The 14,406-nt window shown below is 69.8% G+C and carries 10 protein-coding genes and 2 pseudogenes; 6 read left to right on the top strand and 6 right to left on the bottom strand.

Annotation, left to right across the window (positions count from 1 at the left end):
* Positions 1–534 precede the first annotated feature (534 nt).
* Together JHW41_RS14430 and JHW41_RS14425 are read left to right on the top strand one after the other, a co-directional pair.
* Positions 535–1,815, top strand: coding sequence for a DUF11 domain-containing protein (locus JHW41_RS14430; RefSeq protein ID WP_250442835.1), 1,281 nt, complete (start codon positions 535–537; stop codon positions 1,813–1,815).
* A 279-nt stretch (positions 1,816–2,094) separates the two neighbouring features.
* Complete coding sequence (locus JHW41_RS14425; RefSeq protein ID WP_250442832.1) at positions 2,095–5,982, top strand: CshA/CshB family fibrillar adhesin-related protein; 3,888 nt, start codon at positions 2,095–2,097, stop codon at positions 5,980–5,982.
* A gap of 132 nt (positions 5,983–6,114) precedes the next feature.
* Here JHW41_RS14425 and JHW41_RS14420 read toward each other — a convergent pair whose 3' ends face one another.
* Together JHW41_RS14420 and JHW41_RS14415 are read right to left on the bottom strand one after the other, a co-directional pair.
* On the bottom strand, positions 6,115–7,470 hold the full coding sequence (locus JHW41_RS14420; protein ID WP_250442830.1) for an MATE family efflux transporter: 1,356 nt from the start codon (positions 7,468–7,470) through the stop codon (positions 6,115–6,117).
* Positions 7,471–7,870: 400 nt separating this feature from the next.
* Positions 7,871–8,518, bottom strand: coding sequence for a DUF2239 family protein (locus JHW41_RS14415; protein ID WP_250442827.1), 648 nt, complete (start codon positions 8,516–8,518; stop codon positions 7,871–7,873).
* 466 nt (positions 8,519–8,984) lie between these two features.
* Between JHW41_RS14415 and JHW41_RS14410 the strand changes: the two genes are divergently transcribed.
* Positions 8,985–9,599 (top strand): DUF5671 domain-containing protein, encoded by a 615-nt coding sequence (locus JHW41_RS14410; protein ID WP_250442825.1) that lies wholly within the window; start codon positions 8,985–8,987, stop codon positions 9,597–9,599.
* Positions 9,596–10,090: a hypothetical protein gene (locus tag JHW41_RS14405; RefSeq protein ID WP_250442823.1), complete on the top strand. Its 495-nt coding sequence runs from the start codon at positions 9,596–9,598 to the stop codon at positions 10,088–10,090. The genes JHW41_RS14410 and JHW41_RS14405 overlap by 4 nt, the downstream gene beginning before the upstream one ends.
* Before the next feature lie 144 nt (positions 10,091–10,234).
* On the opposite strand, the gene JHW41_RS14400 is transcribed toward JHW41_RS14405, so the two are convergent.
* From JHW41_RS14400 to JHW41_RS27070, 3 genes and pseudogenes are all read right to left on the bottom strand, one after another.
* Complete coding sequence (locus tag JHW41_RS14400; RefSeq protein ID WP_250442820.1) at positions 10,235–11,374, bottom strand: hypothetical protein; 1,140 nt, start codon at positions 11,372–11,374, stop codon at positions 10,235–10,237.
* Between the two features lie 462 nt (positions 11,375–11,836).
* Positions 11,837–12,736, bottom strand: coding sequence for an SDR family NAD(P)-dependent oxidoreductase (locus JHW41_RS14395; protein ID WP_250442817.1), 900 nt, complete (start codon positions 12,734–12,736; stop codon positions 11,837–11,839).
* A 319-nt stretch (positions 12,737–13,055) separates the two neighbouring features.
* Positions 13,056–13,121 (bottom strand): annotated as a pseudogene (locus tag JHW41_RS27070) (hypothetical protein); the annotation flags it as partial.
* Here JHW41_RS27070 and JHW41_RS27065 point away from each other — a divergent pair.
* Positions 13,093–13,218: pseudogene (locus tag JHW41_RS27065) on the top strand (DUF6053 domain-containing protein); the annotation flags it as partial. The pseudogenes JHW41_RS27070 and JHW41_RS27065 sit on opposite strands and share 29 nt — an antisense overlap.
* A 44-nt stretch (positions 13,219–13,262) precedes the next feature.
* The gene (locus JHW41_RS27060) at positions 13,263–13,601 is read left to right on the top strand and encodes a DUF6053 domain-containing protein (RefSeq protein WP_428995371.1); all 339 of its coding nucleotides are present in this window, start codon (positions 13,263–13,265) and stop codon (positions 13,599–13,601) included.
* On the opposite strand, the gene JHW41_RS14390 is transcribed toward JHW41_RS27060, so the two are convergent.
* The gene (locus JHW41_RS14390) at positions 13,579–14,331 is read right to left on the bottom strand and encodes an SDR family oxidoreductase (protein ID WP_250442814.1); all 753 of its coding nucleotides are present in this window, start codon (positions 14,329–14,331) and stop codon (positions 13,579–13,581) included. The genes JHW41_RS27060 and JHW41_RS14390 overlap by 23 nt on opposite strands.
* Between the last annotated feature and the right edge of the window lie 75 nt (positions 14,332–14,406).

Here is a 14,406-nt window from a genome sequence, read left to right as displayed (position 1 = left end):
CGAACGCCGGCCGACGCGCGTCGTCGAGCGAGATCGATGCGGGCGGTCGCCGGCGCGGTCGCTGTTTCCAGGTTTCGTCGGCGTATCGAACGGACTAGGAGGCGGCGGCTCGATGAAACACTTGGAGATGTTGCGCAATGGCGTGGGCCCTGTGCGCGGTGGTTGCGGCCGCAGCCTGGGCAGTGCCGGCCGCGCAGGTCCGCCCTCGAATCCGCGGCCAATAGCGCGCTGACCGGCAGCGGCCTGCGGGTGAATGCCTTGGGAGACGGGGCGCTGGCGATGGGCCTGTGCGTCCAGCGCCCGGGCGCGGAACAGCGGCTCCGGCCGACTTTGGATTCGTTCGAATCCGGCGATGCCGCGTTGAGGTCGTCGAACCTCGGACGATCCGTATTCATTACGTCCTGGACGGCACGGGGGACGTGCCGCCATGTCCGCTTCTGCCTTGCCGCCACGATTAGCGGTAGTAGTTGCCAATGGCCAGCGGACAGCCGCCAAGCGTGGCGCGTTCGCAAGCGCGATCTTCAGGGGAATGCGATGAATCCGATCCAGTACAGCTCCATCGGCCCGCGCGGCGCATGCCTTGCGCACGCATCGGCGGCAGCGGCCAAAGATGCCACTCCCGGTATCCGCGCGGCGGCCGCTGACATCGCTGCATCCGGCGCGCCTGTTTTGCGTGCCGCCGGGATCGGCCGGTCCATGAAAATCCTGTTCGCGTTAACCCTGCTCTTGGGGGGGGCGTCCGAGGCGGCCGCACAAACGGGGTATGTCCTGCCGAATGCCTTTGTGAGCGGCGCGGCCGGACGAACCGGATCGGCGACCTATACGTATCCCCCGATAGCCGGCGTGACGCAGACCGTGACCTATACGGTGGCCGGCTCCGGGACCGGGACCGGGACTGAGACCGGGACCGGGAGCGCGGCGCCAAATAGTGACTACAACGCTAGATACCGGCTGCGTACACCGAACTCGACTTTCGACGCCTCAGGCAGCCCGACGGCGGTCATGTTCTCGCCCGGTGTCAATCCAAACGCGATTCGCGGGCCGATCATGGATACGTCGAGACAAGGCTGCCTCACCACCCCCACATGTGCAACGCCGCCGCGCGGCACGTTGACGATCACTTTCCTTGAGGCCGTGACCAACCCCATCATTCATTTCGCCGGATTGGGGGTCGACACCCCAACCCGGATTTCGACGATCTACACGGTTGCCGGGGCTTCGAACAACGGTGCGCCGGAAGCGGTGACACTGACACGGTTGGCCGGCAATAGTGTTTTCGCCGTCAACGGCCTGACGATCGACAACTCAGTAGCGACAAACTCAATCAATGTCAGTTGTGCTGCTAACCAAGCTGCTTGCGGCTCGGTCATGGTGAACGGCACGTTCAACAGCATCACCTTCAATGTGACCGTCGAGGGCGGCGGGTTTCCCACCGCCGGAGAAAGGGAGGGGCATGCTGTATCCGTCTCCTATACGCCCCGGGCGGACGTGCGGATCACCAAGACCAACACCTTCGCCACCGACGGGCCGAACGATCTGGCCAACGACACGGTAGTCCAGGGTACGACCAGGACCTACACCCTCGTGGCCACCAACACCGGGCCGAATAGCGCCGGCAACGCCATCCTGCGCGACCCCGCGCCCACCGGGTTGACCTGCCAGACCGCGACCTGCACCGCCGCCACCAATGGTGCCGCGTGCCCTGCGGCCGCAAACCTCACTATCGCCAACCTGCAAAGCAGCGGCGGAGTGCCGATTCCGACCTTCCCGCCCAATGGCTCTGTGACGGTCGAGTTGAGCTGCACGGTGAACTGACCGGCGCCTGCGTCTTTCAAAACGAAACGGGCTGACGCGTTTACCCACGACGCTTCCACCAGGGGTTGGCACGGATAAGACGTAACTGCGTCCTTTCTATTTCTGTAATGGGCCGAATCGAATCCGGGGCGCCATGACATCGCAATTGCAACTCTTCGTCGGGCAGCGCGCGGCGCCGCCAGTTCGTGCATCGGGCGTGCCGCGCCGGTGCTGTCCAGGCCTCAGAGTTTTATCGGCTCCGGATGCGAGTTGGAACCGGCGGCTACAGGGGAAATTGCGATGAAAACGATTCGGCAAGCCATTGCGCACGATGCGGCCGCAGCCTGCGCCTGGTCGTTTGTCCGCTCGGCGATGGCACGCCAGGCAGACGTAGGTTCGGCGTGGCCTCGGCACGGCGCGGGCTTTCGGGCTTTGTTTGCGTGCGCGTTGCTGTCGCTGGGGTTCGCATCCCTGCCAGCGCAGGCCCAGTTCGCGACTGGCGGTAGCGGACTTTATAAGCAGAACATCGTCTGGTTCAGCTGGGGAGCTAATGGCGCTTCGATCAATCAAAACGGGGTTGCCGTAACTAATTCGACCAGCATCGACGGGCAATTTCTGCGTGTCACCTGCAGCCTGTCCAACATCGGCGGAAACAGTCCCAATCCCGATCTTATCGCGTACCGTCCAGGTACCTGGACAGGCGACGGTCTGGACAATCTGTACAACATCGCAGGAACCGGCACCGCCAACCAACTGATTAATGGACTCTCCAACAGGTTGAATAATGGATTCCAGGCATCGGGGCGATTCGCTTGCTCGGCTACCTTCGGCCCCAACAACAATGCAAGCGATCCACCTTACCCTCTCCAGGGCTTGGTGTTCGCGGATGCGGAGGAATCGGGAGCGGGGGAGTATGTGCAGGCAACCGCTGCCAACCCCGTCACATGGCGCATCATCGATCGTTTCACCACTTGCGGCACAACTTCCACTGCAACGGTAACGACTACGGGCGCCAATCAGACCATGCGCTTGAGCGGCGCTGGGGGGGCCTGTGCTGGACAGGGAGGGCCGATGGGGGTCGGCTTCATGGAGGGCGCGACAGCGGCTGACTTCCAGATGCAGGGGGGAGGGGCCTCTGCGATCGCGCTCGGGGTGATGGTCTTTACCGCCGATCAGGGCGACGCTCCCGGCAGTTATGGAAGTGCATTGCATCTCCCAGGCTTTACCTGGAGCGGCGGGACGCTGCCGGGTAGCGCGGCAGGCACCACGACCAACTACTTCGGCACGTTTCAAATGGCCCGTTTGGCGCCGCCGGCCGTCAGGTTGGGTGCAACGACGGACATTGAGCAAAGCGACCTGTCCAACCCCACCGCAACCGGCGACGATGCCAACGGCACCGACGACGAAGACGCGTTTGCTTCGATGTCCGCGATTGCGTTGGTCGCAGGCGGCACCTACACCCTGTCCGTGCCCTGCGCCGGCAATGGCGCTGCCGTCAGCGGCTTCATCGATTTCAACCGTGACGGCGATTTCGCGGATAGCGGGGAAACGTCTGCCGCAGCCACCTGCAATGGCAGTACCGCAGCGCTGACCTGGACCCTGCCAGGCGCCGCCGGCTTGAATGCGGGCGCAAGTTTTGTGCGCTTGCGTATCGGAACCCAAGCCGCACAGGTCAATGTTCCCACCGGATTGGCGAGCGACGGCGAAGTGGAAGACTACGCCGTAACCCTGACCTCGCCCACGCTGACCCTGCGCAAGCAGTGGAACGGCGCCACCACGGGCGATGACGCCACCGTCACCGCTTCACGCGGCGGCACGTTCGTCGGTACCCTGAATTCCGATGCCGGCAGCGCCAACGAACTGGACACCGCTACTGCGATCAACGTCTTCCCCGGCGAAACCCTCACCCTGGCGGAAACCCTGGCCGCGAACGGCGGCCGGACCTACACACAATCCCTGGCCTGCACGGGCACCAGCGATGCCAACCCGAACGATGGGCTGACCATCGGCGCCGCCGACGCGAATATCGTCTGCACCTTCACCAATGCCCAGGCTGCACGCCTGACCGTGGTCAAGAACGTCATCAACGACAATGGCGGCGTGGCTACGGTCGCCGATTTCGGCATCCAGGTCGATGGCGTGGCGCGCAGCTTCGGCGCTAATACCGGCACCGCCGTCAACGCCGTCTATACCTCGGCCGCGGTCGCGGTGAACGCCGGCACGCGCGCACTGACCGAGCTGAACGTGGCCGGCTATACCGAAGGCACGTGGGCCTGCACCGGTACCGGCGTGACCATGGGGAACGCCGCCTTCGACAGCGGCAGCGTGACTTTGGCCGCCGGCGCCGACGCGACCTGCACCATCACCAACGACGACACCCCGGCCGCGCTAACGCTGCGCAAGACCGTGGTCAACGACAACGGCGGCACCGCAATAGCGACGGCCTGGACCTTGAACGCCGCCGGCCCGACGCCGATCAGCGGCACGCATGGCGCGGCCGCGGTAACCAACGCCGCGGTCGGCGCGGGCACGTACGCCTTGTCCGAAAGCGGCGGTCCGGCCGGCTACACGGCTTCGGCCTACAGTTGCTCGGTCGACGGCGGCGCGGCAGTGAGCGGCAATTCGCTGACCTTGGCCAACGGCCAGAATGCGGTCTGCACCATCACCAACGACGACGCGCCGGCACAGCTGACCTTGCAGAAGGTCGTGGTGAACGACAACGGCGGCGCCGCCGTCGCTACGGCCTGGACGTTGAACGCGAACGGCCCGACGCCGATCAGCGGCACGCACGCAGCGGCGGCGGTGACCAATGCGACCGTCGGCGCCGGCACTTACACCTTGTCCGAAAGCGGTGGCCCGGCCGGCTACACGGCTTCGGCGTACAGTTGCTCGATAGACGGCGGTGCGGCAGTGAGCGGCAATTCGCTGACCTTGGCCAACGGGCAGAATGCGGTCTGCACCATCACCAACGACGACGCGCCGGCCAACCTGACCCTGCGCAAGACCGTGGTCAACAACAACGGCGGCACCGCCACGGCCACCGCCTGGACCTTGAACGCGGCCGGCCCGACGCCGATCAGCGGCACCCACGGCTCGGCGGCGGTGACCAATGCGGCGGTCGGCGCCGGCACCTACACGCTGTCGGAAACCGGCCCGGCGGGCTACAACCCCAGCGCCTGGGTCTGCACCAACGGGGTGACCGTGACCGGCGGCAACCAGATCACCCTGGCCAACGGCGCGACCACCGATTGCACGATCACCAACGACGATCGCCAGGCGCAGCTGACGCTGCTCAAGCGAGTGATCAACGACAACGGCGGCACCCGGCTGGCTTCGGCCTGGACGCTGCGGGCGACCGGGCCGACAGCGGTGAGCGGAACGCCGCCGGTGCTGCTCCGGCCCGTGAACGCCGGCACCTATACCCTGTCGGAAACCGGCCCGGGGGGATACGCGGCCAGCGCTTGGACCTGCACGAACGGGGTGACCGTGACCGGCGGCAACCAGATCACGTTGCCCCCCGGAGGCGCGACCTCCTGTCAGATCACCAACGACGACCGGCCGGCCACGCTGACCTTGCAGAAGATCGTGGTCAACGACAACGGCGGCACCGCGGTGGCGACGGCGTGGACCTTGAACGCCGCCGGCCCGACACCGATCAGCGGCGCCCACGGCGCGGCGGCGGTGACCGGCGCCGCGGTCAACGCGGGCACGTACGCCTTGTCCGAAAGCGGCGGCCCGGCCGACTACACGGCCTCGGCCTACAGTTGCTCGATCGACGGCGGCGCGGCGGTCTCGGGCGATTCGCTGACCCTGGCCAACGGCCAGAGCGCGGTATGCACCGTGACCAACGACGATTCCAACGAGGCGGATCTGTCGATCACCAAGAGCAACACTTACACACCGGCCGACCCCAGCGACCAGGCCGGCGACACCGTGGTGGCCGGGACGCCGACGACGTATACCTTGGTCGTGACCAACAACGGCCCGGCCACGGCCGTCGGTGCGGTGGTTAGGGACGTGCCGCAGGCGGGGTTGGACTGTCCGGCATCCAACCCGGTGGCATGCAGCGGCGCGGCCTGCCCGAGCGCGGCGATCACCGTCGGCGACTTGGGCAGTGGGGTAACGCTCGGCTCGTTGGCGACGGGGGCGACGGCGACGCTCAGCTTCACTTGCGCTGTGCAGCAGTAGCGGCGGCGACGGCGGGACCGGCCGATGCGGGCCGGTCTCCCGACGAGCCGTTTGTGGCGATGGGGCGATAGCGACTTCGGCCCCGGCGACCGGTGCGAGCGTGGGCCGGACCGTCGCCGGTCCGGCCCGATTTCAGGCCGCCGCCGCGCTGGGCTGCGGCAAGCGCAAGCGCAATTCGCGCCGCAGCAGCCACAGCACCGTCAGCGCCTGCAGCAAGGTCGTGCCGACCGACAGCAGCCACAGCTGGCGCAGTTCGAAGCCCGGATGCTGCGACAACCAGACCGCCGGCAAGGCGAACGTCGCCAGGCGCGACGCGCTCGCGTACAGCGACGGCCGCGTGTTGCCGAGCGCCTGGAACATGCCCGAGCAGGTGAAGATCAGGCCCGAGGCGACGAAGTTCCACGACACGATGCGCAGGAAGTCGGCCGCGACGTCGGCGGCCTGGGCGTTGTCGGCGAACGGGCGCATGAACCATTCCGGCCGCCACTGGCACAGCAGGGTCAGCGCGAACATCGCGACGCTGCCGATCAGCGCGGCGCTGCGGAACGTGGCGAGCACGCGCTCGCCGCGGCCGGCGCCGACGTTCTGCCCGGCCACCGGCGCGACCGCGAAGGCGATGGCCATGATCGGCAGGAAGATCGCCTGCATCACCCGCATGCCGATGCCGTAGCCGGCCTGGGCGTCGGTGCCGAGGCCGCGCAGGCACCAGTAGGTGACGGCCATGAATACGAACATCAGCGCGAACTCGCCGCCCGGCGGCAGGCCGATGGCGAGGATCCGCCGCCACACCGGCGGCTGCGGCCGCAGCCGGCGCGCGTCGACGCCGACGTAATGCTCCAGGCGCGCGAAGTACAGCAGCATCAGCGCCACGCCGACCGCGATCGAGATCGAACTGGCCCAGCCGGCGCCGGCGACGCCGAACGCGCGGCCGGTGAGCCAGCCGGCGATCAGCACCGGCGCCAGGATCGCGTTGAGCACGACGGTGACGATCTGCACCAGCATGGTCGGCTTGGAGATGCCGGTGCCGCGCAGCGCCGCGCCGAGCGCGACCAGCGCGAACTGCAGCGCCAGCCCGGGAAGGAACGCATGCAGGTAGGCGAGGCCGGCGGCGGCGCTGGCCGCGTCGGCGGCGATCGCGCGCATGTAGGCGCCGCTGCAGGCGTAGCCGGCGATCAGCGTGATCGCCGCGGCGAGCGCGGCCAACAGCAGGCTCTGGTTGAACACCGCGTTGGCGTCGTCGACGTCCTTGCGGCCGCAGGCCTGGGCGATCAGGGCCATGGCGCCGACCCCGAGCACCTGGCTCGCGGCCATGACCAGGAACTGCAGGTTGCCGGCCGCGCCGACGCCGGCGATGGCGGCGTCGCCCAGGCGCGAGACGAAGTAGAGATCGATCAGCACGTACAGCATCTGGAACGCCATGCCGATGCCGATGGGGACGGCGAGCGAGATCAGGTGTTTGGGGATCGAGCCTTGGGTGAGGTCGCGCATGCGTGGGCCTGTAGGGTGGGGCGCGGAAACGGGGCGGGCGGGTTGGGAACGTGTAGCGGCGGAGGCGGCGGGCGCCGACGCAACGGGCATCGGCCGCAGCGGTGGCCGTCGGGCGCCCGGCCGCTCCCTCAAGCCGTCATCGCCGCGAAGGCGGGATGCAGAAACTTCAGCGAGCCTTTTCCAGCGAAGCAGAACCGGTATCCGCATGCTCACGCCGTCATCCCCGCGAAGGCGGAGATGCAAAGACTTCAGCGAGCCGTCTCCAGCGAAGCAGAACCGGCGTCCGCATGCTCGAGCCGTCATCCCCGCGAAGGCGGGGATCCAGAGACTTCAGCGCGCCCTCTGCAGCGAAGCACAACCGGCTTCCGCATGAGCAAAGGCGGATTTCGCGCCGCTGGCGTTACGTCGTCGCAGCTTCGGACGCGGCGAACGCATCGGCGGACAGCGCGAGCAGATACGCGCGCACATCCGCCGGCCAGGCGTCGAGGCGGCGGGCGAAGCCGGCCGCGTCGCCGGCGAACAGTGCGCGGGTGGCGTCCTCCGCGCCGGGTGCATTGCCGGCCAGCGCATTGAGGCAGCGGTAGGCGGCTTCGCGCGCGAGGCGCTGGCGCATGCCGGCCTCGCCTTGCTTGCGCGCCTGGTCGATGAGCTTGCGCAGGGTGACCGAGGCGCCGCCGGGTTGCGCGGCGAGCCAGTCCCAGTGCCGCGGCAGCAGGGTGATCTCGCGCGCGGTCACGCCCAGGCGCGGGCGGCCGCGGCCGCGCGGGGCCGGCTCGTGCGGGGAAGGCTGCGCTTGCGGCGCGTCGTCGTCCGGGGCTGCATCGGCGGCGTCCGGGCGTTCGCGATAACGCGCCGCCACCGCGTGCGCGTCGCCGCCGAGGTGCAGGTCGATCTGCTGGCCGGTGCGGTCGTCGAACACCAGCAGCTCCGCCGCGCCGGCGCGTGCGGCGGCGGCGTGCACCGCGACGGCGACGTCGGCGAGGCGGCCGCGCGCGAGCAGGCGCTGGCCGGCGAAAGCGGTGTAGCCGGGGGCGGTAGACGTGGTCATGCGGGAGGGCCGGTCGGGGCGAGGGTCAAAATATTACCCGGGTAATATTTGTATCGCAAGCGGTCGCGGCAGCCGGCTCGGGTCGGGGGGCGCCGATGGCGGAGCGGTGGAGGGGGCGGCTCGGTCGACGCGCGCAGTTGCCGGTGTCCGGGCGGCTGATCTTCCGAGGCGCTTGCGCGCCGCATCGTCCGCCGCCTGCGCGAGGATTTCGCGCGTTCGCGCGTTCGCGCGTTCGCGCATTCGCGCAGCCGCGCGCACCGACGCCGAGGCCCGCTGCGCCGCAACAGCGCAGCGCCGACGCCGCCGCCCGCGTCGCCGCGCGCGCACCGCGCGGTAGCGCGAGGCTAGACCTCGCCGACGACGCCCCGGCATCGCCCCTGGGCCGCGCGGCGGCGCGGCTAGAGTCGGCCCACCTTCCTTCGGAGCGACAACCATGGCAGCGGGCCTCACCGCCTTGGAGCGGTTCGTGCATCAATCCCTGGCCAGCGGACACTCGCGCCAGAACACCGCGCAGGCGCTGGTCGCGGCGGGCTGGAGCGAAGCGCAGGTGCGCGGCGCGCTCGGCGCCTACGCCGACAGCGACTTTCCCGTGCCGGTGCCGCGGCCGCGCGTCTCGGTGTCGGCGCGCGAGACCTTCGTGTACCTGCTGACCTTCAGCGCGTTGTACGTGGTCGCCTTCCACCTGTGCGACCTGTGGTTCGACCTGATCGGGTTCTACCTGCCCGACGCGATCGAGGAATACCCGTACTGGAGCGAAGGCGTCGACGACTCGTTGCGCAGTTCGGTCGCGGCATTGGCGGTGGCGTTCCCGTTGTTCGCCTGGCTGTGCCACCGGATCGACGCCGACGTGCGCCGCAACCCGGGTCACCGGCTGTCGCCGGTGCGGCGCTGGCTGACCTACCTGACCTTGTTCCTGGCCGCGGCGGCGCTGATCTGCGACGCGAGCGCGCTGCTGTACCACTGGCTCGGCGGCGAGCTGAGCCTGCGTTTCGGACTCAAGGCGCTGGCGGTGGCGGCGATCGCCGGCAGCGCGTTCGGCTACTACATGCGCGACCTGCAACGCGAGGAGACGCAGGCATGAACGCTTCCCTGGGACGCATCCTGATCGTGGCCGCCGGCGCGGCGATCCTGGCCAGTTCGGCGCTGGCGATGACGGTGATCGGCGGGCCGGGCGACCAGCGCCTGGCGCGCATGGACCTGCGTCGCACCCACGACCTGCAGCGCATCGAGAGCGAGATCGAGCGCTATGCCGAACGCCACGGCCGTCTGCCGGCCGATCTGGCCGAGCTGGCGGCGCAGCCCGGCGTGGCGCTGGGCATCGCCGATCCGCAGACCGCCATGCCTTACCGTTACCTGCCCGGCGCGGCGGGACGCTACCGGTTGTGCGCGGGCTTCGACACCGACAGCGGCCAGCGCGACGCCGCGCGCCGTTCCGACAGCGAGGTCGACGACGAATGGCGTCATCCGCGCGGCGAGTTCTGCTTCGACGGAGATGCGTCCGGCTCGATGGAGGAGGGCGATGCGTCCGACTCGGTGGAAGAGAGCGACGCGTCCGATGCGACGCAGGAATGAGCGCGGCGCGCGGACGTCGGCATCTCGCCGTTCGCGGCGCGCATCCGTGCGCGGGTGAGATTGCCGCGGCCCGCGCGACAGGACAGCGCTGATCTTGTCGAAGCCGCTTGCCCGCGCGCGCGGATCGTCCGGCGCGCGTCCGGCTCAGCCCGCGCCTTCGCACTCCTGGCGCTGCACATCGGGCACGAAGCCGCCTTGCATCAGGAACATCGGCGGCGCGTTCGACGGCGCGCCGCCGGGGGGCGCGGGCGGGGCCGGCGCGGTCGGCGTGCTCCAGCTCTGCGCGCGCTCGGCGGCGCGTTCGCGCGCCTGGCTGACCTGTTCGGGCGAAAGGTCGCGGGTCAGCGCGCGGATCTGCGCGTCGAGCATTTCCCGCGAATTGAAGCGGCCGCCGCGCGGCCCGCGCGCGCCGGGACCGCCCGGCGCGGCCTCGGGGCCGTCGCCGTCCTGCGCCGGCAGGCCGTCGCGCAACTGCAGGAACAGCGCCAGCGATTCGACCGCGTTCGGCCGCACCACCTGGCCGAGGAAGCCGCGGCGCATGCCGTCGCGCTGCGGCGAATAGGCATAGGCCAGCGAGGCGAGCATGCGCGCGTCGCCGCGCTGGGCGGCGGTGCGGGCGATGGATTCGGCTTCGCCGCGATAGGTGGCCAGGCCGGGCAGGTTGTCGAGCAGTTCCTGGTAGCGGAAGGCGTTGCCGCTGGCGTAATGGCGCATCGCCGCCGGCTGGCCGGCGAGCGCGGCGCGGCGCCAGTAAGCGGCGCGTTGTTCGGCGCTGATCGGCGGCACCTGCGCGCAGTGCTCGGACTGGGTCAGCAGGCGGTCGGTCATGGTCTGGTAGCTCTCGGCCATGCGTTGGCGCTGCTCGCGCTGCGGCGCGGTGTCCTGCGGCATGCGTTCGAGCTGGCGTTCGAACATGTCGAGATTGTTCTCGGCGCCGGCCAGGCGCATGCGCAGGCTGTCGCAGTATTCCATCTCGGCGGCGAGGCGGCAGGCGGCGGCCGGTTCGCTGGCGGCGCGGCGCTGCAGCTCGGGCAGGACCAGCCGCAGCGGCGAGTCGATCGGCGGCAGCGGCCGCGCGGTGCCGGCGTCGTAGCGCGCGATCGCGGCGGACGCGGCCGGCGCGGCGCCGGCTTTCGACGGCGCGGCCTCGCCCGCGCTGGCGGCGAGCGCCGGCGGCGGCGTCTCGGCGCTGCTGCGGCGTCCCCAGTAATACATGCCGGCGCCGGTGGCGGCCAAGGCGGCGACCCAGATCAGCGTGCGTCCATGCTTGAGCGTTGCGGTCATCGAGCGGCGGGAGGGCGACGGTGGTCCCGAATCATAAGCGCAGATCCGGCACAGCGTGCGCGCCCCGCCGCCCGGCGAGGGCGCTGTGGATTCTGACAGGTCCTATTGGCAGCGCCGGGTCGCGCCGCCAAGCTGCGCGACAGACCTCCCTCTGCCGGCGGCCGCCAGGACGGCCGCCGCCGGCGCAGCGAAACGACGCACGGGCCGGGGCGATGAGCCTCGGCCCGTGCGTTTTTTCGGGCGCGCTTTTTCAGCTGCGCGCTCGTTGGCCGGGCTGTGCCGGCGTTGTCGCCGGTTTCCGCGCTGGCGACGATGCCGGGGCGATCAGCCGGGCGACGAACTGCAGTGCGCGGTTTCATCGGGCCCTGCGTAGCGGCGGTGCGCGTCGCCATCGCGGTCTTCGTCGCGACTGAGGACGCGCGGTCGCGGCTTGCGCCGCTCCTGCAAGGGGATTCGGCGCGATCAGGCCAGACGCGGGGCGAGCAGGTCGGCGAGGTCGTTGCGGCGCAGGAATTCGGCGCGGATGCGGTCGGCGACGGCGCTGACGGTTTCCGCGCCGTCGTCGGCCGGATCGACGTGGACGCGGAACGGACGGCGGCCGCGCGGGCGTTCGAGGATCGCGACCATCGCCTCGGCGACGCTGGCCGGATCGGCGTCGTCGGGTACGCCGGCGGCGAGTTTTTCCAGGATCTCCGCGCCGAAGCCGGCGGTGGGGCCTCGCTCGTAGTCGGCCGCGCGTTGTACGTCGGCCGGCGCGCCGGCGTGGGCGAAGTGGTTGGTGCCGGAGGTGAAGGCGCCCGGCACCAGGATCGAGGTCTCGATGCCCCATCGCGCCAGCTCGCCGGCGTAGCTGACCGCGAGCGAATCCATCGCCGCCTTGGCCGCGAAGTACGGCGCCAGGTACGGCGGCGTGCCGCCGCGCGCGCTGGTGCTCGACACCCACAGCAGCAGGCCGCTGCGTTGCGCGCGCAACTGCGGCAGCGCGGCGCGGTTGACCCGCTGCGCGCCGAGCACGTTGCTGTCGTAGAGCTGGGCGAACTGTTCCGGGGTGAACGCTTCGGCCGGGCCGAACGCCATGTGGCCGGCGTTGTGGACGAGGACGTCGAGGCGGCCGTGTTCGGCGACGACCGCGGCGATGGCGGCATCGGCCGAGGCTTGCGCGGCGACATCGAGTTCGAGCGTGCGCAGGTCGACGCCGTGTTCGCGCGCGTAGTCGTTCGCGGCGGCGACCTGCGGCGCGTTGCGGCCCGCGGTCTCGCGCATGCTGGCGTAGACGGTGTGGCCGGCGTGGGCGAGCGCGCGCGCGGCGAGGGCGCCGAAACCGCTGGAAGCGCCGGTGATGAGGACGATCTGCTGGGTCATGGCAAGGCTCCGCTGGCGGGCGCGGGGAGGCGCCCGGGAATGGACGGGGAGAAGAGGGTTCGGCCTTCGCGGTGTTTTGGTCCGCTTGGGCGGGGCGGGCTTCAGGCCCGGTGTTTTCGAGGGTTCGCGGTGCGCTGAAACGAATGCGTCGGGGCTGAAGCCCCTCCCACAACAGCGTTGCGACGGTCGCGGGAGGTTTTGTGGGAGGGTCTTTCAGGCCCGATGCTTTTCGATCGGTTCGCGATGTTCTGGAACACGAGCGTCGGGGCTGAAGCCCCTCCCACAGAAGCGTTGCGACGGTGGCGGGAGGTTTTGTGGGAGGGCCTTCAGGCTCGATGCTCTTCGATCGGTGCGCGGTGTTCTGGAACAAGAGCGTCGGGGCTGAAGCCCCTCCCACAGAAGCGTTGCGACGGTGGCGGGAGGTATTGTGGGAGGGCCTTTCAGGCCCGACGCTTTTCGATCAGTGCGCGGTGCTCTGGAACAAGAGCGTCGGGGCTGAAGCCCCTCCCACAAAAGCGTTGCGGCGGTGGCGGGAGGTTTTGTGGGAGGGCCTTCAGGCCCGGCGCTTTTCGATCAGTGCGCGGTGCTCTGGAACAAGAGCGTCGGGGCTGAAGCCCCTCCCCCAGAAGCGTTGCGGCGGTGGCGGGAGGTATTGTGGGAGTGCCTTTCAGGCCCGGCGCTTTTCGATCAGTGCGCGGTGCTCTGGAACAAGAGCGTCGGGGCTGAAACCCCTCCCACAGAAGCGTTGCGACGGCAGCGGGAGATTTTGTGGGAGGGCCTTTCAGGCCCGACGCTTTGCGCTCAGGTCGCGGCGAACCGCACCGGGCCCGATGCGTCCCGGCTCAGAAGATGTAGCCGCCGTTGACCCGCAGCACCTGCGAGTTCACCCAGCTGCCGTCGCGGCCGACCAGGAACGCCACCGCGGCGGCGATCTCTTCCGGCGCGCCCAACCGTTCCAGCGGCGCCAGCGACTGGAAGTGCGCGATCTGTTCGGGCGTCTTGCCGTTGAGGAACAGCTCGGTCGCCACCGGCCCCGGCGCGACCGCGTTGACGGTGATGTTGCGCCCGCGCAGTTCGTTGGCGAGCACGTGCACCAGGCCTTCGACGCCGGCCTTGGACGCGATGTACGGGCCGTAGTTGGGGAACGCCTTGCCGATCACGCTGGTCGACAGGGCGACGATGCGGCCGCCGTCGCCGAGGTGTTCGGCCGCCAGTCCCAGCACGATGTAGCTGCCGCGCAGGTTGGTGGCGATGACCCGGTCGAACTCGGCGAGGTCGCCGCCCTGCACCGGCACGTACGGCATCACCCCGGCGCTGTTGACGACCGCGTCGAGGCGGCCGAACGCGGCCTTGGCGGTGGCGAACACGCGGCGCATGCCGTCGGCGTCGGCGACGTCGCCCTGCAGCGCGACGGCGCGGCCGCCGGCGGATTCGATCTCGGCCACGACCGCGTCGGCCGCGGCGCCGTTGCCGGCGTAGTTGACGGCGACGGCGAAGCCGTCGGCGGCCAGGCGCAGGGCGATGGCGCGGCCGATGCCGCGCGAGGCGCCGGTGACGAGCGCGGCCGGGGTGGGAAGGGCGGTCTGGGCGGACATGGGCGGACTCCGGTGGGGTGATGGGGCGGGGCGGTCGCCCCGGCGTTGGCAGGCAGTCTGCGCGTTGGCTGTGGC

The organism is Lysobacter enzymogenes (assembly GCF_023617245.1).
GTDB classification, from domain to species: Bacteria; Pseudomonadota; Gammaproteobacteria; order Xanthomonadales; family Xanthomonadaceae; genus Lysobacter; species Lysobacter yananisis.
The sequence above is the reverse complement of the archived record's forward strand: the minus strand, read 5'-3'. Positions and strand labels throughout refer to the sequence as shown.

Coding starts and splice junctions, on each gene's coding strand:
- JHW41_RS14430 (WP_250442835.1), top strand. CDS start 535: ATGAATCCGATCCAGTACAGCTCCATCGGCCCGCGCGGCGCATGCCTT.
- JHW41_RS14425 (WP_250442832.1), top strand. CDS start 2,095: ATGAAAACGATTCGGCAAGCCATTGCGCACGATGCGGCCGCAGCCTGC.
- JHW41_RS14420 (WP_250442830.1), bottom strand. CDS start 7,470: ATGCGCGACCTCACCCAAGGCTCGATCCCCAAACACCTGATCTCGCTC.
- JHW41_RS14415 (WP_250442827.1), bottom strand. CDS start 8,518: ATGACCACGTCTACCGCCCCCGGCTACACCGCTTTCGCCGGCCAGCGC.
- JHW41_RS14405 (WP_250442823.1), top strand. CDS start 9,596: ATGAACGCTTCCCTGGGACGCATCCTGATCGTGGCCGCCGGCGCGGCG.
- JHW41_RS14400 (WP_250442820.1), bottom strand. CDS start 11,374: ATGACCGCAACGCTCAAGCATGGACGCACGCTGATCTGGGTCGCCGCC.
- JHW41_RS14395 (WP_250442817.1), bottom strand. CDS start 12,736: ATGACCCAGCAGATCGTCCTCATCACCGGCGCTTCCAGCGGTTTCGGC.
- JHW41_RS14390 (WP_250442814.1), bottom strand. CDS start 14,331: ATGTCCGCCCAGACCGCCCTTCCCACCCCGGCCGCGCTCGTCACCGGC.